The organism is Lacticaseibacillus zeae subsp. silagei, from assembly GCF_030770335.1.
Lineage (GTDB): Bacteria > Bacillota > Bacilli > Lactobacillales > Lactobacillaceae > Lacticaseibacillus > Lacticaseibacillus zeae.
Window position 1 is genome coordinate 1,926,949 of the sequence record NZ_CP132484.1, and the last position, 24,250, is coordinate 1,951,198.

Sequence of the window (24,250 nt, forward strand, 5' to 3'; positions counted from 1 at the left end):
TTATACACTCTTGAATTAATTAATAGCAACTAAAGTAAAAGGACTCTAATCCTTTTCACAAGCCCAGCATCTGCAAAGTCGTGACAATCAAGGACAAAAAAGAAATTGCTCCCTGATTTGCTTCTAACAATCTAAAAATCGGTTGAATTCGTTCATTTGATAACGTTGTACCTTGGCCAAACAAGTTCAAGATTTCCAATAGCTCATCTTTTGTAGCCTGTGCAATCTGGTTTGAACAATTAATTTGTTCAACAACTGTCCGGAGGTAGACCGAATAATCTTCTGCCGGGCTAATAACGAATTCCTGACCATCATTAATAATGCGAACACTGATCGGCCGCTTTTCAATATACGGTCGAATTTTTAAAAAAACAAATTTTGTTGAGGGTTGATTAACAGACACAAAATGTTTCTCATCTACTGATAAGTCAACGTATGAGGGTAGACCGAACTGAGTAACTTCGTAATGATTTCCACTTGAAAATGCCGTTATAATAGATCCCTGTTTAAAAGCATGTCTAGCTGCTTGTAACTTCTCGTTTTCAAGATTAACATCTAGTTGTAACAATGCATAATTTTCTGTCTCATTGATGAATAAGCCCTGGATTTTTTCATTTTGAAAAACTGCATTCCAGTCAGTTTTTTTGTCACGTTCAATGATTTCTCGACTCCTCCGTAAACTAATTTGACTTAAAAAATAAGCAGAAATACCCATGCCTAAAATTATAATAATAACGTTCATAAATTAGTCTCACCTTTCTAAGCACTGAACCATATTTCATGAATATGTTTTAAAAACCATATTGTTTGAATCGTAGTAGTGATGATCACACGTTGTAAGAATATAGTCGCAGGGTTTCCTCAAGGTGGTATGCAATATCACCTGAACTTAAATCTATCAAACACAACCACTTTATTATACTTGTAATCAATCTCTAACGCCAACAAAGCCAGCCCGACTCTCCCAAGTCAAGCTGGCTTTCTGTTTAGACAGTTTTTTAACCTTAAGCCTTACCATGCTCCCGATACGTATACGTCAAGAAATAAAATGGCACCGCAACGACAAGCGCGCCTAGACCGATGACAAGCTGGCTCACCTGTACCTGAACTAGCAACCACAGGCTAACCAAGATCGCCACTGCCGGGATAATCGGACCTAAAGGCAAATGGAAGGTGCTTCCTTTGTCTTTGGTTTTGGTGTGGGCAAATACGATGACGGCGAGACAAGTTGGAATGTATTGGGCAAATCGCGAGACCGCGCTGATTTGCGCCAAGTAGCCAAAGGTGCCGGAGTAGGCAATGATTAAGGTGATGGTGGCGGACACAATGATGGCAACGTATGGCGAGTTCACGCGATTACGCTTGGCCAGCAATTGCGGCATCATGTGGTTTTCCGCAAGCGCCACGCCGGAACGTGGAGTGATGAAGGAGCTGGCAACCAACAGCCCGCCAGTTGATAGCAATGTCCCAGCCGCAACTAGAGCATTACCGAAGCCGCCTGCCACTTTGGCAAAGGCTGTTTGAATAGGCGTGTCGGTATTCGCCAATGCACTACCTAAAATGCCAGTGCTGACAACCTGAATCAGAATATAAAAGAGTGCGACCACCGTCATGACCGTGGCCACCGCTTTAGGCAGGTTACGCTTGGCATTTTTCATGTCACCTGCCGCAACCACGAGACCTTCAAATCCGGTGAACGCGTAAAACATAACAACTGCGGCTTGGCCGAAGCTGCCGGATTTATAACTGCCGCCGGGGAATAATGGCGTGAAGTTGCTGCCTTTAATAAAGAAAATGCCAATCGCAACGAATAACACCAGTGGGACTAATTTGGAAACACTAATAATGTTGTTGACGACGGTCGAAACCCGGACGCCGGCGATGTTCATCAAGGCTAACCCAATGACCATGACCGAAATAACCGCGTCCTTAATCAGCGGCTGATTTAGTGACGGAAACGTACCAACCAAGGCGGTGGTAAACGCAACTGCCATCGTGGCCTCGGCAATAATGCGGATCGCCCAGGTCACAAAGCCAACTTCAAAGCCGACAAAATCGCCAAAAGCATCTTTAGCATATAAGTACGGGCCACCATCCCGATCAAAATAAGTGGCTGCCTGCGCAAAACAAAGCGCAATCGTGATCACAAGCAACGCATCAAACAATAACACGAAGATGCTGGCGGAGCCCATTAATTTGGCGGCCTGATTAGGTAAAAGAAAAATACCGGAACCAATGATGCCATTGATACCAAGTAAAATCATGCTCCAGTAACCCATTTGCTCTTTTTTAACGATGCTATTATTCATGAGCCTCACCCCCTGCGCGTTTCACAATGTCGCTAAATAATGGTAACTGGTCGGGAAAACTCGGCCACATATTCTCCGGGTGCCACTGGACCCCGAGAATCAAATCAGAGTCTTTGCTTTCCACCGCTTCAACCACGCCATCAGGAGCCTGCGCGGTTACCTGCAAATCCGGCGCGACCGCTTTGACCGCTTGATGGTGGCGGGAATTCACATAGCTGCTCGTACCCATCAGTGACGCTAAATACGAACCGGGTGTAATCGCGACATGATGCGTTGGCCATTGCCCCGGGGCGGCTTGTGAATGGCGAATCGTGGCTTTAGGATTTTGACTCGGCAAGTCTTGATAAAGCGTGCCGCCTAAAGCCACATTTAAAATTTGAATGCCGCGACAAATGGCAAAAATCGGTTTCTTCGCTTTCAACGTCGCCTTGATTAAGGCAATTTCAAACTGATCCTTTTGATAAGTCGCGCGTCCCATGGCTTGAATGGGTTCTTCATGGTAAAACGTCGGGTCAACGTCCGGCCCGCCTGGCAAAACCAATCCGTCGAAAACGGATACATACTGTTGTGCAAGCGCTTCGGAAACAGCATCATCTTCCGGATAAGGCAAAATCAAAGGCGCACCACCAACTTTCACAATGGCGTTTTTAATCATATTGGGCGCCATGTCTGCGTAATTGAGATTAATGACAGGCGAAGGCGCGACCATTGAATCACCTGTAAGTGCGATAATCGGTCGCATTCTATCAGCTCCTTGTATTTTAGATATTCTTGTATTTTAATCTTTATATAATTATTTTCAACCAAGAATTTAATATAAGGCGGCAATTTTTTGGAGGTTGTGCCCTTTAAAATAACATTTCCCCCTTACATCGGTGTCATTCGAGCCTTCAATAACATCCATGTGTGCGTATTTCAAATCGACCAATTGTTTCAGATAGTGACACAAAAAACGGATCGCCATCCGCAATTCAGGAATGACAATCCGTTCATCTAACTTGTCCGATTTACAGGTACCAAAAACCGCCCATCATCATTGATTATTTTTCAGGGCTGACCATCGATAACTGAATGCGCTCGCGAGCCAAGTCCACCGATTCGATCCAGACTTCAACAATATCACCAATCGCCACAACAGTTTTCGGATCGCGAACAAACCTGTGGGCCATTTTGGAGACATGGACTAAGCCGTCGTGTTTCACGCCAATGTCGACAAAGGCGCCAAAATCAACAACATTGCGCACGGTCCCCTCCAGCTTCATCCCCGGTTTCAAATCCGCCATGGTTAAGACATCTTTGCGCAAAAGCGGTGTCGCCATGTTGTCTCGCAAATCCCGGCCCGGATTCTGCAAGCTGGCGACAATATCTTCGAGCGTTTCAGCACCAACGCCTTCATTAACGAATGGTGCTAAGTCAACATTGCTGACTTTGGCGACCGCTTGTTGATCGCCAAGGTCTGCTTCAGATAAACCTGCCGCGGCCAAGATCTTTTTGGCAACCGGGTAACTTTCCGGGTGAATGTCAGTGTTGTCCAGTGGCTGCTTGCCGCCGATGATACGCAGGAAACCGACTGACTGTTCAAACGATTTCGGTCCCAAACGTGGTACTTTCTTTAGCTCAGTGCGACTATTATACCGACCGTTTTCATCCCGGTAATGCACAATATTGAGTGCAATTGTTTTTGATAAACCGGAAATACGCGTCAACAGCTGGTAACTAGCGGTATTCAGGTTCACACCAACTCGGTTAACTGCGCGTTCAACGATCGCATCTACTTCATTAGCCAGCTCTTTACTCGGTAAATCATGTTGATACTGGCCAACACCGATTGACTCCGGATCAATTTTCACCAGTTCGGCAAGCGGATCCTGAAGCCGGCGGGCAATACTGATCGCGCTACGCTGTTCAACCTGCAAATCAGGAAATTCATCGCGCGCCTCCTGACTGGCAGAATAAACCGATGCACCGGCTTCATTCACGATCACATAGTAAATATCACGTTTAATCTGCTTGAGCGTCTCCGAAACAAACTGTTCGGATTCGCGGCTGGCCGTTCCATTACCAATGGCGATCATGGTTACCTGGTACTTTTCGAGTAACGCAATCAACTCAGGCGCGGCTGCCTCACGCTTCTTTTCCGGCGCCGGTTTGTGTGGATAGATGACCGCTTTATCGAGAAACTTGCCATTCTCGTCAACCACCGCCAACTTACAACCGGTGCGGTAAGCGGGGTCAAAGCCGAGAACAACCTTTCCTTTAATCGGCGCCTGCATCAGTAAATTGTACAGGTTCTGCCCAAAAACCTTAATCGACTTTTCTTCAGCATCAACCGTTAACGTGCCGCGCACTTCCCGCTCAATAGCCGGGCCGACAAACCGCTTATAGGCATCCTGATAGGCGTCTTCAATGAACGCCGTTGCTTCGCTGTCAGGACGATTGTCGATGATTTTAAAATGAAAATACTGCATAACCGAAGCCGGATCAACTTGCACCTTGACCGTCAGAATTTTTTCTTTTTCGCCGCGGTTAATGGCCAGGGTTCGGGTCGGCGTCATTTTTTTGATGGTTTCTTCAAAATCATAAAACTGCTGGTAAACACCCTTTTCATCCAAGTCCTTACCCTTGGTTTTAACTGTGGTGCGAATGGTTCCGGTGCGCATCGTAAAATTGCGCACCCAGTTACGAATGGCCGCAATCTCGCTGAATGTTTCTGCCAGAATTTCGTGCGCCCCGTCCAAAACATCCTGCACTGATGCAAGCTCTTTGTCCGCGTCTACGTATTTCTGCGCTTCGTCATTCAAACTGCCACTGGGAAACGACAGCAGCCAGCGCGCAAAAGGTTCAAGCCCACGCTCTTTGGCAATGGTTGCCTTAGTTTGTCGCTTCTGCTTGTAAGGTAAGTAAATATCCTCGACGTCTTGAAGCTTCGTGCTGGCGCGGATCTGCTGTTCCAGTTCAGGCGTCAGCTTCCCCTGCTCGGCAATGCTTTTGATCACCGCCTCTTTGCGATCCTGCAAGGCAGTCACATGTTTGTACGCTTCCTCGATCGCCTGAATTTGCACTTCGTCGAGGCTGCCGGTCATTTCTTTTCGATAACGGGCAATAAACGGCACCGTATTGCCTTCTTGCATCAGATTCAAAACGGCACTGATCTGATGATGGGTGATGTCGGTTAAACTCTGTTGCATTAACTGGACAGTTTGTTCTTCAATCAATTTAACGTTCCTCACAATTTCTACTTGGCTTGTTGTTGACTCAATAAATACCATATTACCAAAATTGCGGCTGCTTTTCTTTTAAGGATTCGTACTTTGACTGATTTTCGGCAAAAGATCAGTACTTGGTCAAGTTGCTTTCCGTCCGCAACCACGCTTCATATTGATCGACATACCACTGGTCAAATCCGCGACCGCTTTTGAGATAAGTGTCCTTATTGGTTTTCATAATAAGCCCGATCAAGGCATTCTTCTCATCGGGTAACGGCGGTAATTTAGCGCGATCTTCTGTCAGGCTTTTGATAATCGATACTTTGGTTGGCCGTTGTAAACCGTAATCTGTGACCTTTGCCTCCGCATAGCCTTTTTTATACCGATGCACACGCGCATTGAATTGAATAATCTCGCCTTTGGTCAAAAGTCCCAATTCGGCAAACTTTTTCGTATAATTGAGCCAAAGATGATCTGTGACCTCTTGATCACCAAGCATGACGTGTTCAAACAAGATTGTTGGCAAAAAACGCGTATTGATTTTCCCGCGCATCGTTCGCTTCATCCCAATGCCGGCATAAGTTGCCTGAAATGTGAAGCGTTCATCGGAACCCAACTTTTTAAGCTTTTTCCTAGTCATTGGCGCCTCCCCAGTTTCAACTGACCATTGTTTGTCAGCTAGTGTGTTAATAATAGATTTTGCTAAAAGCGTCATTTCTGTTAACATAGCTAGCGAAAATTTTTAAATGGATAATGGAATATTAGCTACGAGGCGTTGGGCAAACTGCCCTAATTGTTGGAGGAAAACATGCTTATTCGAACGATGCAACGCCGCTCTTTTATCAAACAACCGGGTAACATGCTAACCACTCCGCGTTCCCGCGAGGTCTGGCATGAGCCCGATCTTAGCGATTTTCGGGAACCTTATGAATGGATGCGCCATCAGTTTGAACTTCGCCGAATGCCGCTAAATCCTGATAATGCGTTGCTCTGGGGCTGGATTCATCCACTTCACGAGGAGGACCAATATCGCGGCTTCAATGATCGGCGCGCTGCGTCAGTGCAGTTAATCGTCGATATTCCCAGCCACCTTGTTCTAGCAAGTGATTTTGATGCGTGGCACATCCCGCTAGGTCATAGCAATTTTTCCGACAATCTTTCTGGTAATGATCATGACTGGGAGAAGTTATTCGATGAACATTGGCTTTTGACGAACGGCTGGGGCCCGCAGAGTAAAAATTCTTACGTGCAGTGCGTTTTCCCATATATTAAGCGGGAATGGATTCGCAACATTAAGTATTTTCGCGGCATTTATTAATGACAGTTTCAAATTTTGAAGCGTGGGGTGACACCGTGTCACCTCTTTTGCGAGATAACTAAAAATGCCAGCACACTTGTAATAAGCACACTGACAAAACTATCACCGTTTCAAAATCTTTCAAAGAACTACAACCCTTACTTGGTAAATTTAAAGCAAGACTGATCAGAGTTCCAGAGTATAGACATTTTCGGTTACAACTTTGTGAACATCTGTCAACTGTTTGATGTTTTCAGACTTACCGACATAATATGTCTCCATGTCCTGACCGTATGCAATCTCGTGATCGTGTTCATCGTAAACAGCTACCTGCTGATCATTGGTGACACGGAAATGAGTCCATTCAGGTACATGATTCTTGGAACTGTGACCATGAACAATTGATGCTTGATAACAAAGTCTTGCGCCAATTGCCTGGTACAACCCATTGGCCGCTTCATCATCAAGCGTATAAATTAACAAAACTCCACCACGCATCTTTAATCGTCCGCGCAATTGCTTCAGCAAGGCTTTAGCGATCCCAATATGTTGATAATCAGGGTGCACTGCAAGGGTATCAAGTGTGGTCAGGACTGTCCCTTCAGGAAGACCATAAGAGGCTGCTCTTGCTTGGCCTTGATCCAAAAAGATAGCCTCTGCAATACCAATAACTTGTTGATCCTTAATTGCGACAAGTGAAACACCTATGTCATTCGAAACAGTTTCCTTTTCGGCGGTAATCTCGTCTTGAAACGAACTACGCATATATGCCAGTGCGCGACATCGCAACCAGCTTTCCAGCATTTCCGGTTGATAATTTTTAATTGTGTATGCGACCATCGTTCCTCCCCATTTTGTAAACATCTTCCATCAATCAATCTCGGTACCTTACTTTCCCGCGTCAAGCCACTCCCCAATCCGCTTTTCATAAATCCCCATTAGCTGTTCCTGCTCAACAAACTTTCCAAATAACCTGATCGTTGTCATCTCAGCCTGATAGACAGGCGTCACGACCTTTAGTTGCCTGGTGCGATGCGGATCTTTTCTCCCCATATCGGCCAGCCAGATGCGAACATCTTTAGGTGTCTGCAAAGCCGCCACGTCTTCTGCAGCGGTCTGTTTTAGCAATCGCGCGAATTGATCAGCCATTTGAACGCCTTTGCTGTCGAGATCGCCTAGATAGGCAAAACGCATGCCGCGGTCTTCGAGGCGTTGAATAAGCTGAACATAAACATCATTGAAGTCATTGCCGGATTGCAAAATCAGTGGCCAATCCGGATATTCCTGATGCAGCAACGCGAAGACGCCATTGTTTTCAATCACTACTGCCTGCGTGTTTTTTAACGGAAAGTCGAGCATTGGTTTGAGCTGCCAAGGATTCAATGTCAGCGGCTGAGGCAGGTTGGTCGCAAAAATATTGGCCGAGGTAAACGCCATTCCGATGAGGCGCGCCGTCAGTTCATTGACTTGGCCGGACTGAAAGCAATGAGTCATGACCCAGCGATAATAGGCAAAAAGCGGCGGATCTTCGTGCGGATCGTTCAAGGTATGAGCGGTTAATCCCAGCGCGACTGCCTGTTGTCCACGAGGCGGTAAGGCTTTCCCCCGCGCAATTTGATCAAACAGTTGATCCAGTTGCGCAGCTTTTTCCGGTGCCACTTGTCCTGTCTGGCTTTCAAAAGCATCGCTGTAACGACTCATCCTTGCTATCCCCCTCTTATCTATCTAACTAATCCATGACTCAATCATTATCGGCATCCTTTTTCCAAATAAAGTTCTGCTGAACGCGATTCAAATGGAAGCGGCCGTCGCCTTGCTGCGGTGAGGCCATGACGTCCCACACAATGTTGTCAACGCCGTCTGCCAAAAGCTTGTTTTGCGCGCCACTTGGCATGGTGGCAATAAAGCTGAAGCCGAAATTAACAATCGTTTCGGCAAAAGATTTAGCCGTTTCCGGATCGAGTTTATCGGCAAACTCGTCAAACATGACCAAATGCGGGGCATCGGCGCGATTGGAACGCTGCAGAACCATTTTTGGCACCAGCAAAAGTGGCAATACCATCGCCTGCGCCTTTTCCGCGCCTGAACCGCCGGACTGGACAAATTTATCGTCAACGACTTCAAAATCGTTTTCGCCGCTTTGACGCCGTCGAATCAATACCTCAAAATCAGACCATTCGCGCGTATCGAGCAACTCCCGCGCAGCAGCAAAGAACGCGTCATCGTCATTCGAAACCTCGGTGTTGTTAGCAAGTTGATCGAGGCGCTGTTTCACCAACGCTTCAAGATGTGGCCGCCGTTGGCGCTGCGGATCACAGGCTTCTTCGATGGCTTCAGGGGCGATCCCTTTGATCGGCGTCAACCGGACTTTCAGTTTGATGTGTTGATGGCCGGCACCAGCCGCAAGAATCTGGTTGTAAGTCGTGATGACATTGTACTGCGCACTGATGGCAGCTGTTGCCGCTTGGACAAATGTCGTATAAGCCATGTCATTGCCGCTTTGTTCTTCAGCCAAGGCTTTTTCCACCGCGGCATGATCATCATCTAAAAGTTTCAGTGCCTTGTTAACGTCAAACGCCACCACGGTCAAACCATTATTGGCAACCGAACGCTGTTGACGCATCGCACTTGCCTCGGCAGGAAAACCGCGATCGGCAAAAAGTGCGTCAAGTGCATTTTGATCCTCACCATGACCGTCATGCCGGTGAATCAGGTTGCCAATCTGCGCGCTGATATCGCTATAACTGCTGCTGCGAATTTTGGCGCGATTGCTCGTGGCAAAGGCCAACAGCTCATCAATGGCAGTAAGGTGAACGTCCTCTGGAAAATACGGCCTCAACGTTTTAAGCTTTCCTGCAGCATCTGTCCCCTCTTTAGCTAATTGCGCCGTGTCTGCTTTAATTGTACCAGTCAAAGTATTGATGACCCCTTGCCTAGTAGCAATTTCGGTTTCCACGCTTTGCAACTGTTGGGTTAACTTTCTTTGCTTGGTAACTGCCGCGCCCAAACGTTTTGGCAGTTCCGGATCAATTTTCAAAGCTGCCTGTTCAGCCTTGAGCCGCGCGATGGTTTGCGCCAACTCATCCTCGTCAAAATCGGGATCAAAGAAGTCTAACCAAGTATTAAGGTTGCTTTGCTGCGCTTTTTGCTCGCTTTCATTAGCGGTTAACAGCGATTGCATGCGAAGCAAAGTCTGCACCAGCGGTTTGAGCTGTTTGTGCAGATCCTTCAACTGGGACAGAATCGTTGGATCTTTCAAAATCACAGCCAAATCCGGCTGCTTTTTCAGGATTGCTGACTGTTGGTCACGCAAAGGCTGATATTGCGTGTTCATTTGCGCCGCGCCTGCTTCATGAATGGTCCGGTTGTCTTCCTGCAAACCATCATGAACCCGGCCGCTACCAAACCCCTGTACTCGCGTATCAATCGCGGTTCCCATTTTGGCTTGCATCTGCTTGGTAATACCCACGTCGGCGCTGAGGCGATTGATCGTCTCCTCTATCCCATCGTACTGAACTTTTGCCGCTGACACTTGATGGATGTAATGTCCGAGCTCTGCTTCAATATCCTGCCAGTCATCAGCCTGCATCACCTGAGAAAAATTGTTCAAGGTGCTGGTCAGGGCAAGTAATTTGACTCTGATCGGAGAAAGATTGGTTTGTGTGTGATCGGCTAGCTGTTGTTTAATCCGGTCATGTTTGATGGCCAAGGTTGCCAGCTGCTGCTGTAATGTTGCGACTTTTTGCTGTGTCTCGCGATAACGATCTAATTCAGCTTGGCTGGTTTTAATCTGTTGCTCATATTGCGCCCGGCGCTTAATCAGCTGATCCTGCTCGGCTTTTTCATTGCGCAACTGCTCAACCTGCTCCGTTATTTCCGTTACTGCTTGATTTAAATCAGCCAATTGTGCGGAATAAGCTTGTACTTCCTGTTGCGTATGGGTCAATTTTTCCTGGTTGGCGGCATTGCGGGCAAACCGCTGACTATATGGCGCCAATAAAATCTCTTGAAGATGGTTCAGATTATACCAAAAGATGTGCGATTTCATTTTCTTCAACCGCCGCTGGCCTTCGCTGATTCGTTTTAACAGTCCACGATACGTATTCACCTGCCGCTGACTGTCGGCCACCCGGCGAATCACCATATCATCGATACCTTCCTGGGCGTCTTTTAACGCCGCAAGAATCGGCGCGAACTTTTCATTGCCGGACGTCAACGTTGGCGAGGCTAATAGGCGATAAGCATTTGCTAGACGGCCTAGTACTTTGCCGTCGCTGAAGCCATAAATCCGCGTTGCCGCAAATTCTCGATAATCTTCCGGCCGATCAAACACGTGCAATTGGTCACCCATCGCGGCGTTCGCAGCTTTGAATTGGTTTTTATCGAGACTTTTCCCTTCAGCATCCGTTGTGTGAAGCTCTAACGCATCAGTCGGGTTCGGCGCGATAACAATAAACCACCAAGTTGGCTTACGCGGATCATCTTGCACCCGCGTCGCCCCAAGGCCTAAGATAACCTGACGCTGATTCGAGCGCATCAAAACATAACTATAACCTGTCCGCACTTTCATGGCGCCCGGACCCCAGCCGAGCAACATCGATTCAAAAGTCCGCGTATCCCGACTGCTATTGCGGACACTCGCACTCTGCGAAACCTTCTCCGTGTTCTTTGCCGGGTTAAACGATGGCGTCGTAATGGCACCATCAATCAACATCGGAAAGAAACAGTTGGCAAGCGTCGTTTTGCCGACCGCATTTTCACCGATCAAGGTCAGATTGCCATTTTCGGCTGCTTGCATGTCCAACTTGGCGTACTTATTAAAATTACGCAAATGATAACTGACTGGCACTAATTGTTGCGTCAAGATTTAGCCCCTTCTTTGCTTTCTTCATCCTGCGTCACCGCAAATCGCGCCACAATTGGCGTTGGCACCCAGTAATCATCCTGAGCACGCATTAAATCATTTTCAAGTAAGGCGGCCTTTACCTGACTCGGTTGAATCGTGAAGCCTGGAAAAAGTTCGGCCGTCACGGTTTTGATTAAGCCAGTTAAGTCATCGGCGGCCACACCTGCCCCCAGTTGATGGGCGACAACTAACGCGGCAAGATAAGGCTTCGCAACACTGGGCTGCCGTTGTTGATCCAGCAATAACGCATATTGATCTCCCACCTCTAAAACGAAACGGCCGCCTTGAGTCCACTGTTCAGCAATGGTTTCTTTGTGCGCCACTAGGACAGGCCAAAGTTGCGGCGTCGTTTTGGGACTCATGAATTGTTCCGTCAACAACACTCGATTAACCTTTTGAACATCGCTCAAGACCGGTTGCGTTTGTTCATTAGTCAGAAAATCGATCAGGTTTTGGGCAAATTCGTTAAAGTTGGGATGGATCTCCCAGTAATCATCGATTTCGGCAGGGACATTTTCCGCGCCTTCCTCAAGTCGATCCGGCGTGAACAGCCCAAAACGTTTCACAAACAGTGCGTCAATGCAGCGCAGTAATTCGCGTTCGTCAAGCTCAGTCACTTCACTGTGCACCTGACGGACGATTTTTTGCGTAGGAATGGCACGATCTTCCAAATTGCTCTGTAATTCCGGTTCATTGATGATCGTTTTCACGGTTGCCAAAAGCACATGCACGACTTCTGGCGAAAGTTCTTCCTTACCAATCATGAAGAAAAGATTCTCTTGAAAATTCTCCGGCGTTGCCCCGAACATATTTTTAAAATAGTAACTGAGTCGTTGCTGCACGGACGGCTTTTTGAGTTCACTAATGGCAGCGCGACTGATTTGGGTCGCAGCGGGTAAAGGCGTCGTTGTGAACACGCCATGATCCAGCAGTTCATTGATGACAAGCTGGTCTAACTTGGTAATTCTGGCCATAAATGCCCTCCTCAAGCAAACGTAAACTTAAAACCACACGGCAACACGACCGCATAATCTTCTCCGGCCACCTGCACTTGTAATGGCGGCGTGTCTGGCAAAGCATTCACCGTTTTGGCGGGACGACCGAATGGGGCAAAACCTGTCAGGTCTTCGTGATAAGTCGCTGCAAATAACTTGATAATCTCATCTCGCGCCGTGACGGTCTGCAACGTCAAATCATGGTCCACGCGACCGTGACGATCATCAACCATCAACGTTTGGCGAAATTCGCGTAACCCTGCCACCTGCGCCTGTTCGATGGGTGCATCATCGGTGACATCCGGATTATCGGTTTCGCTGGCTGGCTGCTTGCGGGTCGGATTCGCCAAGTAGCTGACCGGTCCCATTGTTGAAGCATCAAGCAAATCGCCCGGATCTTCTACCTCGCGATCCGCCGGTAAGTGCCGTGGCACCTGCGCCGGAATGTGAAGCTGTTGATAGTGGACCAGCAAACCATCTAACTTTTTGGACAGCGCCTTGATGTCAATGGTTTGGCGCTTGGCATGTTCAAACTCCTGACTCAATAAGTGAACAATGCCCAGTAACGTATTAAACACTAAATAAATTGAATCCAGACTACTGTCAATCGCCGTGGCAGTCGGACTCATGCTGAGCGCTAATCTGGTCATCTGTGCCTGCGCCCATTGTTTGGTCCGTTGCAGCCGCATCACTAACGCTTCTTGACGGCCAACCGCCTGAGCAGCATCAAGATCATCACTGCCTTGTTGCGAATGGGCAATCTGATCGGCAAAAGTTGCGTCATTTGCTAAGCCTTGAATCCGTGAGGCCTGATTCAGCATCTGCTGATAAGCGGGGATTGCCTTGTGACGCAACATCTGCTGCAAATGGCTCGCCGCCTGACTACCGTGATTGAAGGCAATATCATTGGCTAATTCATCAAGGTCATCCTCAAGTTTATGGATACCTTTCATGACATCATCGTATGCATTCAGCATGTTTTGAAAATCGTTGTAAAGCTGCGTGTCAGCGCCTGAACGTACTGGTACACTCAGTTTCGCCACCAAATCAACATATTCCTGAATCCGATTTGTGTTAGCGGTAATCGTTGTTTCAGCGTCAATGACTTTTTGCATCATTTTCAAATATTCAATGCCACTGCTGGTAATCCGATAAACATAGGATTGAATAATATGGTAGCTGCCATTGTGCATGCGGGCACGCACTTTTCGCGGATTCATCTCGACCAAACCGGCTTGCGTGACCAGCACATCGAGCACTTTCTTCAAAACATCATCGGCAATCGGCGTTTCGCCGCCGCTTGTGTCCAGATAATCGTTGTTATATTTTCGTGCCAGGTAACTTAACGTAACGGGTTCACTGCTACTGCCGGCATCGCGGTAAAGAATCGTCAACACGAACCACCCGGCAAGCGGATGATGCACGCTCAAACCTAATTGAGTTGCCAATAATAACTGCCGCAAAGGTGCTGATAAGGTTGCTGCCATAAGATGGTTCCTTTCTATGTACATACCACTGTCTGATGCCTTCCATTATACAAGAAGAATGCCTCGCACAATAGCGCCCACATCCAGCAGACTGTCAGACTTTTCGCAAAACATGACATTTGTCACACCACTTTCATGACATTCGCGACTACTACCCAATCCCATAGTCACGTAGTATCAGTTGTGGAGGTGGACGACATGACCACAATCATTCAAACAGAACATCTAAAATTTAACTATGACAAGAACCAGGTTTTAAAAGACATTAACTTAACCGTACACAGCGGTGAAATCATCGGGTTGATCGGCGTCAACGGTGCTGGTAAAACGACGCTACTGAACATTTTGTTAGGCCTTTTGTCGGGCAAAGGTGCCGTCAGCGTTTTTGACAAAAAGCCCGGTGACCCCAATAGCAAGGCCCGAATTGGCTCGATGCTTCAAGGCGATATGGTCATCCCTGGCATTACTGTCGGCGATATGTTAAAACTTGCCGCTGAACAGACTGAGCATGCGCTTGACCCAGACAGCTTGCTTGCCGATCTGAACCTAACGCAACTCAAGACCTGGCGTCTCGGTAATCTCTCCGGTGGCCAACTGCGCCGTGTCACCTTTGCTGTTGCGTTAATCGGCCAACCTGATCTGCTGTTCCTAGACGAACCGACTGTCGGCATGGACGCGAATGTTCGAAAAACCTTTTGGGATCAAGTTGAACAACTGCGGCAACAAGGCAAGACCATCGTCATTACTAGTCACTACCTTGAAGAAATTCAGCAAATTGCCGATCGCTTATTGATCTTGCAAAATGGCCGCTTTACGTTCGATGGCACCTTACAACAGCTTCAAAAACAATATCTGGGCGCCACAATTACTTGTGAAACCGATCTGCAACCGGCTATTTTTAGCGGACTGACTGACGTTGACCAGGTCCACAGCATGGGTGACAAACTGGTCATTCACAGTCGCAACGGTGATCAAACACTTAAAGCGCTCGTACCGATGCTCGATCGGCTGCATCAGATCAGCCTGAATCGCGAATCGCTTGAAGACATTTTCCTACAGTTAACCAAACAGGAGGTCGCACAATCATGAAAACATTCTTAGCTCAAGTGGCCTTTGACGGCAAGCGCCTGGTTTTCCGCAACTTTTCGTTTATTTTCTTTTCACTCTTGATGCCAGCAGGATTCTATCTGCTTTATACCAAAGTCATGATCAGCGGATCCGCTGTGGCAATTAAACAATTTAATATTAGTTATATGAATCAAATGATTGTCTTTAGCATTCTCCTCGAAGCACTCTTCAGCATTGCGTCCATCTTGAAACGCGATCGCGACAAAGGATTCACGACATTTTTAAGATTATCGCCTAAAGGTATGGTCCCCTATTACGTCTCAATCACATTCTGGATGCTGATGATGAGCCTGCTTTCGGTGATTGTCCTAGGCGGCATTGCGATTGGCGTTAACAATGTCAGTCTTGATGCTAGTCAGTGGTTAGGCTTCCTTGGCATTATTTTGGTCGGTCAATTACCTATCCTGATGATTGGCATTGCGTTGTCCCATATTCGGCGCGAAGAAATGCTCAGCCTGGCCAGTAACTTACTCACTTTTCCCATGGCCATTATCAGCGGCTTATGGTGGCCGATCAGCCTGCTGCCGAAATGGTTGCAAACCATCGGCAAAGAGACACCGACTTACTTCGTGAATAATCTCTTAAATCAGGTGACCTCACGTGCTACAGTAGACTTAACAAATCTAGTCGGGATTGCCATTTGGTTTGTACTCGGCAGTTTGCTGGTGGTTGTCATGACAAAACATGAACAACGGAAGGGCGTGGCTTTGGGTGAAGCATAATCTTCGGTCATGGTTAATGAATCTTGAATGGACCAGCTATATTTGGCTGGTCTATTTGCCGTATATCATGGCTCAATATGTTCCGACAAAATCGGTCACTGACTGGATTTGGCTCGGCTTGGGCGTGGTGTTTCTAGTCGTCTACATTTTGGTAAACGAAATCGACCGGTGGTTACCCGTCACCATTCCGCTGGAGCTGGCGATCACCGGTTTATTTGCCATCTTCGCCTTCAACGATTACATGATTATTTATCCCGGTTGGCAAGTGTCCTTTATTTTAGCTAGGTACCCACGAAAATATTTTCACTGGTTCGCTACAGCCTTCTACCTCATTATTCTCGTGGGTCTATGGCGCGCCAATCTGGTCCATCCGGGTACTTTAAACATCTCAAATGGTAACCTACTCAATCTTGTTTTCCCGCTTGTCTCCCCAATCTTTGCCTATACCGCCTCACGATCCATTATCCGCCAACGCCAACTTCGGCAAACAAATCGGCGGCTGCAAGCCATCGTTCGCCGCGGTGAGCGCGAGCGGATTGCCCGCGATTTGCACGACACCCTCGGCCAGAGCTTTTCGATGATGACCCTTAAGGCAGAGCTCGCCAAAAAGCTGCTGGACAAGGCACCTGAGCGCGTCGGACCGGAACTGGACGACATTGCCCAAACCAGTCGTCATGATTTGCAGCTGGTTCGTTCTATCGTCAATGACCTGCACCAACAGTCGCTAAGTGAGATGATGTTAACGCAAGGAAAAAATCTTGCGGAAGCCAATGTGGTTTTGCTGACGGACGGCGAAAATGCCGCCACAGAATGGCCAACCAAGGTGCAGATTCATCTAAGTCCGGTCATTTCCGAAGCCATTACGAATGTGATACGCCATGCGCATGCCCATCAAGTTGAGATTACCTTCGAACAAACGCCAAGCGCCTATATCGTCAACATTCAAGATGACGGCCGATCTAAAAATAATTATGCTCGTGCTGGATCAAATGGTATCAGCGGCATGCAGCAAAGAATGAATGAAGTGAACGGTACCTTTACAATCACCCACACTCGACAAGGTACCCTTGTCACACTGACACTACCAAAGGAGCAACAAGTCTCATGATTACGTTATATCTTGCGGAAGATCAAAGCATGTTAAACTCGGCACTCACCCAGTTATTGGACTTAGAGGATGATCTGCACGTGCTTGGAAGTGCTGGAGACGGTGCAACGGCATGGCAAGATATCCAGCGGCTCAAACCTGACGTTGCCATTTTAGACATCGAAATGCCCAAACTAACCGGACTTGATGTCGCCGATAAAATTCATGAGAGTGACTTGCCAACGAAAGTCATTATTTTAACCACTTTTGCGCAAAAGGCCTATTTTGAGCGCGCCGTTGCGGCTAAAGTGAATGGTTATCTTTTAAAAGATAGCCCAAGTGACGATTTGATCGCCGTCATCCGCAAAGTAATGACCGGCCAGACGATTTACGCACCAGAGCTGGTGACAAACATGGTCACGGCCGAAAGCAATCCCCTCACCGACCGCGAACTGGCAGTTTTAGCGGAGGTTGCTAGCGGGTTGTCATCTAAACAAATCGCTGCGTCGTTGTTTCTATCTGAAGGTACCGTTCGTAACTATCTCTCGGCCATTTTTAGTAAGCTCGGAGTACATAATCGGATTGAGGCGGTGGAGATGGCAAAGCGGAATAAGTGGTTGGCTTAGGGTTGCTGGCGTTGCAATTGATGACAAATAGTTTTGCCGATAGACATCGTTTTAACTATCATTAGGTGAACCAATAGTCCATCCAGAAAAAAGCTGTCTATAGCAGCTTGTTTTGACACCCAAACAACGAGGACTTTACCCATGAATCCAAGAAATTTAACTTTAATGTTTCCAAGTAATCCATTAAAGCCAAGAGAGCCCGACCCAGACTATGCAGAAGAATACCAGGTTGCTGGCGATTTCACACATGTCCGTGTGTTTGATCTTGATTTGTTGCTTGGGGAAGGGAAACTAAAATTAAATAAAAAGTTTCCATCATCAACGATCGTCATTTACCGCGGATGGATGCTCACGCCCGAAAATTATGCTCTACTGCAAACTTTGGTTGAAAGTGCCAATGCAAGCTTGCTCACAAATAAAGAAGCCTACCAAATGACACATCTTCTTCCTAACTGGGCACATCATGCAAATACACTAAAATCTGCATGGACAACCGATCTAACTGACAATGCACTGATTAAACTGTTGGATCAATTCAATGGTCCTGTCACTGTCAAGGATTTTGTCAAAAGCAGAAAGCATGAATGGTATTCGGCATTTTACATTCCGAATCCTCAAAATCATTATCAGGCATTAGCAATCATCCATAACTTCATTCAACGCCAAGCTGAAAATTTGGTCGGTGGCATTGTCATCCGAGAGTTTGTGCCTTTCGTACAAACCGGTGTGCATCTCAAAAACGAGACACCAATTTACGAAGAATATCGCGTTTTTTATTGGCATTCAGAACCATTTGCAATGATTGATTATTGGCATCACAACTTTAATAGTTTAGGTGATGGTGACCTGATCTTCGTTCGTGAGAGTGGTCAAAGAATTCGGTCTCCTTTTTTCACGATTGATTTTGCTAGGAAAACGGATGGCACTTTAATCATAGTGAAAATTGGTGACGGCCAGGTTTCTGGATTGCAAGATTATGACACGAGAAAATTTTATCACCAGTGGTTTCAGAAAATTGGCCTTGAGCAAGGAGATAGATTACAGTGATAGTATACGTTCGTAAGGTAGAGCCTCCCACCGATTTTTCGGTATCGCCATTTACGCTCTTAACGGGATTTTATCTTCGCGGAGAAGAAATCATCCAGTACAATAACTTTGATGAAATTGGTGAGCTTGCTTCTCAAGACATCATTGTAGATTATGTCTTTCAAATGCAACACATCTTTAACCTCATGAATATTAAGGTTTGCCCAATTGATTACCCTAATCAATTGCAGAAATTTTACGGTCGGAAAATTGAGTCTGGAACTATCAGTCAAATTTTTGAAAGCAAAACAAATTGGAATGTTTTTATTAAACCAATAGCTGACACAAAATTATTTGAAGGTAGAGTTGTTCGAACTCAAAAAGATTTAATTGGTCTCAATGTTACCTACGACTACCCCATTTGGATAAGTGAACCTGTCCACTTTGTACGCGAATGGCGCTGCTTTATTTTAAATCATCATGTGTTAGATGTTCGCCCCTATAAGGGTGACTATCATGTTCAATATGATCCCACAATCATCGATGCTGCCGTGGCGACTTGGAAAGAAGCTCCAAGCGCGTGTTCCATTGATATTGGTGTTACAGCAGATAATCGTACTTTAGTCGTTGAGGCAAACGACGGTTTCTCCCTTGGCACATATGGTCTTAACCCTTATCAGGCAGCCGTCTTTCATGAAACACGCTGGAGAGAGATAACCCACTCATATTTTCAAGATCATCAAACTGTCAAAGTGCACGAATGAACGGCGTATTTTCCTGTGAGATTGTTGATTTACAGATGTTAATCATGGTCGATATGTAATTCAATGTTCAATATAATAAAATGGCCTTTTCCCTGTTATTGGAAGAGGCCATTTTTAAAATCACCGTTATTGAGTATTGTTGTTATTCTCGAGGCACTCAATTACGAGGACTACGCTGCAGGTAGTTATCAAAACGCTAACTGCAACGTTGCTTTGGTTCAGACAGTCGCGAGTTGTAATTCATGTAGCCATGTGGACTAAAAATTGTGCTCCACCAACCTTAAGATCATAAGAAATTCAAATAACGCAGTCACATGGACTACGACGCATTAACCTTACCGAGCGCCGTGCTAGTCTTTTCATTTCAATTCACGCAGTCACGTGGACTGCGACAAAAGTACCAGCAGCATCTTGTCTAAATTATCGTATTTCAATTCACGCAGTCACGTGGACTGCGACACAACCAAACACTTGTGTTCGATAGTCATGCAGTATTTCAATTCACGCAGTCACGTGGACTGCGACGCAAATACCAGGGCGCTAATGCACGCTACATTGCTATTTCAATTCACGCAGTCACGTGGACTGCGACCATTGATGCTGATCTACTTTAAAAGACAAGGCTGATTTCAATTCACGCAGTCACGTGGACTGCGACAGGCATTTTATCTTACCACTCGACAAAACAGAAAATTTCAATTCACGCAGTCACGTGGACTGCGACCGCTGCTGAAAAAGTCGGAAAGTTGCGAATCAGCTATTTCAATTCACGCAGTCACGTGGACTGCGACCTTTGTTGCATCAGCAGCATCCTTGCTACTCCTAATTTCAATTCACGCAGTCACGTGGACTGCGACTTGATAAGAAAGCAAACTACCATTCGCGGCTTTTTATTTCAATTCACGCAGTCACGTGGACTGCGACGCTTTACCTTTTGCTAGGTCATATGATACGATGGATTTCAATTCACGCAGTCACGTGGACTGCGACGTACCAATTCAAATGCGTCGGTATATTCTCATACATTTCAATTCACGCAGTCACGTGGACTGCGACCGCAAGATATTGCACAAAAAGCCTAAAGATCACAACATCTTGCGGCTGGTGCTTAACTATACACATCAAAAGTCTAGATAAAACGTCAACACGGTACTTTCAGATATAAATCTGGTGCGAATCTCCCCGGGTTTATATGTTTACCTACCATTCGCACCAAAGGAAGGCATTACAAAAAGTGATGCTAGAAATCATCTTGTCACCAGAAAGCAGTTTTCAATTCAACTGAATACCGCTCACTTCAGATTACCCTGTCCTTGAAACTTCGACAACAAATCAAGTTATCTAAATTTCAACTTAAGATTGTTAATTATACAAAATAGTTCATGGCCTTGTCCGTTGTATCCAATCCAAAATCTTCGTCATATTGACTTTCTCTGGCTATCCATAATCCCGTATGCTCATCGAAACGTGCAACACCGTTTTTAACCAAGTTTTCGCTAGTACGCTGATCACCAAATACTTGAACGACGTACTGTTGAGCCTGTTTTAATAGTCGGTAAAGTTCTTCGAGGGGTGTCTGACCGCTTAAAATTTTTCCGACAATCTCTTTTCCTTGTCCCCATTGAACAAGAATTGGGATGGTATTCGAGTTGATTGGATCAAACAGTCTCGTTACACTCTGAGGAGCAGAAACATGTAAGAGATCGCTATAAACACGATGCCCATGTTTTTGCTCATACGCGTCAACCCCGTGCTTGTTTATCAACGGATCGGATTCAGCATTTTGACCATAAATCAGTGAGAGAAGGCTCAGCCTCTGGTGATCTATTGTCTCAGGGTAGTTTAATTGAGCACCACGATCTTGATAGTAACGTTGAAAATATTGGGACACAATTTTCGCTGAAAGTGGATCAACATGGGGATAAAGATTTAACAACGTCTTGGTAATATGAGCACCTGCAGAAATATCATTCAAACCGTGGCTGATGTTTTCAATCTCTGAATCCAATCGCATCAAGTGCACCCGACCAATTTTGGTCTCGTGGTTTCGATTACACCGACCAGCAGCTTGAATGACACTGTCAATGCCGGCCAATGACCGAAAAACTGAGCCAAAGCTAAGATCAACACCCGCTTCAATCAACTGTGTCGAGAACACAACAAGTGGCACTTGGTTCTTCAGGTTTTCACGAATTGCCTTAATAACCTTTTTACGGTGGGCAGCACACATCGCAGTTGACAGGTGGTACCCTTTCACATCCAGATTTAACTCATTAAACTGCTGGAAAGCCTGACGCGCCGCCTTTTTAGTATTCATAACCGCAAGAACACTTGAAACACGTGTCAGCTCAGACTTCAAACCATTCATTAAATCATCTAGTTCCCACATTTTCGCAGTATGATCAACTAGCTCGGTTCTTTTGAACGCTGTTTCTACACTGGGAATGTCGGGAATTATTTCCTTTGGCGCATCAATTCCGATTGGTAAAACATCGTGACTCAATGCCGGCTGTGTTGCCGTACAAAGTAACAACGTAGACTTGCCTTCATGTGCCAACCAATTCATAGCAACATTGTTCATTTCAACTGTCTTGGTAGGCATGCTTTGAATCTCATCAAAAATAACCACGCTATTGATCATACGATGCATATGCCTAAGGTTTTTGCTTCCTCTACCATATAGCGCATTTAAATACGCTACCTGCGTTGTCATAATAATAGGAGCATCCCAAGTATCTCGTGTATAGTAGTATCGGTCATTTTTAGGGTCATCCTGTTCAACTTGGTCGTCCCCGATTGCGGAATGATATTCCAGTACCGTTGATCGATCACTCGGATCAATATCAAGCCTCTGACGAATAGCACGCGTGTTTTGTTCAATGATCGTCGTATGAGGCGAGACAATAACAATGCGATCTAAATGATGCGTCACGCACTGATTAAGAGCGAATCGCAAGCCTGCTAGCGTTTTCCCGCCACCAGTCGGAACACTTAAGCTATAAATGCCCTGATCAGCTTGGCCAGCAGCTAAACAATATTGCGACATTTCACCTCGAAGCCGATTGATCATCCCCTGCCCGCTTGTGGTATCTGTTGCATTCTGTTTCGCCTGTACCGCAGCTTTCTCTTCATTTATTCTGCATAATGTGTCTAATGAAGCACTTGGGGATTTCTGCTGCGTTGTTTTACCAACCATAAAATCACCTGTTTCCAGGTGATCGGCATCAATTAAGCAGCTAGCGATATACCGCAGATAAAAGTTTTCCTGACTTTCTTGTTGTTCTGGGGGAATCAGCGAGATCTCGTGGATTGCTTCATCCAGATAGGCTTCGAAAGAGGCTTGCGAAAAATCCTCAAAAAAGTGTTGCTTAATTTCTGAGATAGTCCAGTCTTTGATTTTTTGAGATTGTCTCTGTAGGAATGGTGACTCGCCAGAGGTTGGCGTCACATAGTCATAGGGCCCTCCTGCATTGTGATGCGCCATGACAACATTTTCGATCAATTCACTAAGATAAATCGCATCGTCATCAAAATTTTGGTTTAAAAAAGCTCCCAAAAGTCTGGCACCGGCAAAAGCATGATTGACCTGCCCAGGGTGTGTATTAGGATCACCATCGTGCGATTTGTTAATGTAGTCCTGAAAGGTTTGGGCATATTTGCCAGCATCGTGTAGCCATCCCGCTAATCCTGCCACATGTGATAGATGAAGTGGCTCAGCATAAGTTTCACAGAGATTTTTGACTGCCCAAAGATGATCGTGCACTGATTGAAATCGATTGTCGTCAGTACAGTGAGCAATAAAAGTCGGCCTTGTCATAGTACTAATACCCTTGAATTTCCTGAACATGCAGGCCATCTACATGAGGGTCGTTCACTTTAATTGATACTTGGGCAAAGCTTGACGCATCTTCTCCGTATGAAACTTGTGTTGCTTCATGAACCTGGTATGGAGGCAATTTACCCAGCTTGGAATCATGATCCCACCAAACTACTTTTAGTACGACCATTGATCCTTCAGGGCGGGCAGCCGAAGCATCATTGACGAACAGAGTCTCTAAAGCTTTTTTCAATGCTTCGGCATCATCTTCTGTAAAACCAGTTCGTTCGGCCTGTTCAACATTGATACTGCCATTAAACTTATAAACCCCAAACGGCACCATAGCCTTGGTACCCATCGTATCTGAGCCTTTTGTATCCCCTGGTTCTAAGTTAATCGACTTGGTGATCTGTTCTTCTTTTACAGTAATTGGGCGAATGGAATAGGCTGCTTGGACGGTAACGGGGCCTCTCACAGGAATAGAAACCCCGTCTAAACCATCATTCAACCCTTTTTTGAATGGCATCACTTGCCCGAATGCTCTGACGTCAAGCCAACTTTGTGTCGCTGCTTGAATAAACTTTTCCCGCCAATTTGGCTCCTTGTCTGGTTTTTCGGCCAAAACATCATTGACTGCCTGACTCATTTTTACCCGATCCCGAATGTTAGTGACACCATCGGTAATGCGATCCTGTTGTTGTACCAGAGTAGGGAGCCCCATGTCCTGCCAACGATTACGGATCTTGCGCTTAATGGCTACATCGCTGATCTCGCCTAGTCCATCAGCATTAACCCGTGGCCGATTGGCATCAAGCGGATCACCATTTGGATTTGCGTTTTTAACGCCAATCACAACAGAAAAATCAATTTTATGATCCAA

At 46.1% G+C, this 24,250-nt stretch carries 19 protein-coding genes and 1 CRISPR repeat array; of the genes, 7 read left to right on the forward strand and 12 right to left on the reverse strand.

All coding sequences use genetic code 11. The features are described from left to right. Positions 1–55: 55 nt before the first annotated feature. From LACZS1_RS09095 to LACZS1_RS09115, 5 genes are all read right to left on the reverse strand, one after another. Positions 56–742 carry a hypothetical protein gene (locus LACZS1_RS09095; RefSeq protein WP_070651759.1) on the reverse strand — a complete coding sequence of 229 codons (687 nt, stop codon included), beginning with the start codon at positions 740–742 and terminating at the stop codon, positions 56–58. Between the two features lie 262 nt (positions 743–1,004). Further along, positions 1,005–2,309: an APC family permease gene (locus tag LACZS1_RS09100; protein WP_070651758.1), complete on the reverse strand. Its 1,305-nt coding sequence runs from the start codon at positions 2,307–2,309 to the stop codon at positions 1,005–1,007. Next, positions 2,302–3,051: a gamma-glutamyl-gamma-aminobutyrate hydrolase family protein gene (locus tag LACZS1_RS09105; RefSeq protein WP_070651756.1), complete on the reverse strand. Its 750-nt coding sequence runs from the start codon at positions 3,049–3,051 to the stop codon at positions 2,302–2,304. Before LACZS1_RS09105 ends, LACZS1_RS09100 begins: the two co-directional genes overlap by 8 nt. Before the next feature lie 298 nt (positions 3,052–3,349). Further along, a complete protein-coding gene (locus LACZS1_RS09110) occupies positions 3,350–5,524 on the reverse strand; it encodes a Tex family protein (RefSeq protein WP_070651755.1) in 2,175 nt (724 codons plus the stop codon). A 118-nt stretch (positions 5,525–5,642) separates the two neighbouring features. Beyond that, on the reverse strand, positions 5,643–6,155 hold the full coding sequence (locus tag LACZS1_RS09115; protein WP_070651753.1) for a hypothetical protein: 513 nt from the start codon (positions 6,153–6,155) through the stop codon (positions 5,643–5,645). Positions 6,156–6,323: 168 nt separating this feature from the next. Between LACZS1_RS09115 and LACZS1_RS09120 the strand changes: the two genes are divergently transcribed. Beyond that, entirely contained in the window at positions 6,324–6,833 is a 510-nt protein-coding gene (locus tag LACZS1_RS09120) for a hypothetical protein (protein ID WP_070651751.1), read from the forward strand. Between the two features lie 165 nt (positions 6,834–6,998). Here the strand turns inward: LACZS1_RS09120 and LACZS1_RS09125 are convergent, their stop codons facing one another. From LACZS1_RS09125 to LACZS1_RS09145, 5 genes are read right to left on the reverse strand one after another with little or no spacing between them, the layout of a single operon-like run. Next, positions 6,999–7,652, reverse strand: a complete 654-nt coding sequence (locus LACZS1_RS09125) for a GNAT family N-acetyltransferase (protein WP_047106010.1) — start codon at positions 7,650–7,652, stop codon at positions 6,999–7,001. Between the two features lie 48 nt (positions 7,653–7,700). Continuing rightward, a complete protein-coding gene (locus tag LACZS1_RS09130) occupies positions 7,701–8,513 on the reverse strand; it encodes a DUF2399 domain-containing protein (protein WP_070651750.1) in 813 nt (270 codons plus the stop codon). A 40-nt stretch (positions 8,514–8,553) separates the two neighbouring features. Then, on the reverse strand, positions 8,554–11,676 hold the full coding sequence (locus LACZS1_RS09135; RefSeq protein ID WP_070651748.1) for an SbcC/MukB-like Walker B domain-containing protein: 3,123 nt from the start codon (positions 11,674–11,676) through the stop codon (positions 8,554–8,556). After that, positions 11,673–12,692, reverse strand: a complete 1,020-nt coding sequence (locus LACZS1_RS09140) for a hypothetical protein (RefSeq protein ID WP_070651746.1) — start codon at positions 12,690–12,692, stop codon at positions 11,673–11,675. The genes LACZS1_RS09135 and LACZS1_RS09140 overlap by 4 nt, the downstream gene beginning before the upstream one ends. A gap of 11 nt (positions 12,693–12,703) precedes the next feature. After that, positions 12,704–14,200: a hypothetical protein gene (locus LACZS1_RS09145; RefSeq protein WP_070651744.1), complete on the reverse strand. Its 1,497-nt coding sequence runs from the start codon at positions 14,198–14,200 to the stop codon at positions 12,704–12,706. A 198-nt stretch (positions 14,201–14,398) separates the two neighbouring features. On the opposite strand from LACZS1_RS09145, the gene LACZS1_RS09150 reads away from it, so the two are divergent. The 6 genes from LACZS1_RS09150 (at position 14,399) to LACZS1_RS09175 (ending at position 19,553) form a co-directional block, all read left to right on the forward strand. After that, positions 14,399–15,289, forward strand: coding sequence for an ABC transporter ATP-binding protein (locus tag LACZS1_RS09150; protein WP_070651743.1), 891 nt, complete (start codon positions 14,399–14,401; stop codon positions 15,287–15,289). Then, the gene (locus LACZS1_RS09155) at positions 15,286–16,050 is read left to right on the forward strand and encodes an ABC transporter permease (RefSeq protein ID WP_070651741.1); all 765 of its coding nucleotides are present in this window, start codon (positions 15,286–15,288) and stop codon (positions 16,048–16,050) included. The genes LACZS1_RS09150 and LACZS1_RS09155 overlap by 4 nt, the downstream gene beginning before the upstream one ends. Positions 16,051–16,066: 16 nt before the next feature. Continuing rightward, complete coding sequence (locus LACZS1_RS09160; protein WP_168165312.1) at positions 16,067–17,158, forward strand: sensor histidine kinase; 1,092 nt, start codon at positions 16,067–16,069, stop codon at positions 17,156–17,158. Beyond that, complete coding sequence (locus LACZS1_RS09165) at positions 17,155–17,763, forward strand: response regulator transcription factor (RefSeq protein ID WP_070651738.1); 609 nt, start codon at positions 17,155–17,157, stop codon at positions 17,761–17,763. Before LACZS1_RS09160 ends, LACZS1_RS09165 begins: the two co-directional genes overlap by 4 nt. A gap of 141 nt (positions 17,764–17,904) precedes the next feature. Then, complete coding sequence (locus LACZS1_RS09170) at positions 17,905–18,810, forward strand: ATP-grasp domain-containing protein (RefSeq protein ID WP_070651736.1); 906 nt, start codon at positions 17,905–17,907, stop codon at positions 18,808–18,810. Further along, positions 18,807–19,553, forward strand: a complete 747-nt coding sequence (locus LACZS1_RS09175; protein ID WP_070651734.1) for an ATP-grasp domain-containing protein — start codon at positions 18,807–18,809, stop codon at positions 19,551–19,553. Before LACZS1_RS09170 ends, LACZS1_RS09175 begins: the two co-directional genes overlap by 4 nt. Positions 19,554–19,847: 294 nt before the next feature. Beyond that, positions 19,848–20,609: a CRISPR direct-repeat array (repeat unit 32 nt; unit sequence ATTTCAATTCACGCAGTCACGTGGACTGCGAC). Between the two features lie 310 nt (positions 20,610–20,919). On the opposite strand, the gene cas3 is transcribed toward LACZS1_RS09175, so the two are convergent. Both cas3 and cas7c read right to left on the reverse strand, forming a co-directional pair. Next, positions 20,920–23,370: a CRISPR-associated helicase Cas3' gene (cas3, locus tag LACZS1_RS09180; RefSeq protein ID WP_306402839.1), complete on the reverse strand. Its 2,451-nt coding sequence runs from the start codon at positions 23,368–23,370 to the stop codon at positions 20,920–20,922. Between the two features lie 4 nt (positions 23,371–23,374). Next, the gene (gene cas7c / locus LACZS1_RS09185) at positions 23,375–24,250 is read right to left on the reverse strand and encodes a type I-C CRISPR-associated protein Cas7/Csd2 (protein WP_225358908.1); all 876 of its coding nucleotides are present in this window, start codon (positions 24,248–24,250) and stop codon (positions 23,375–23,377) included.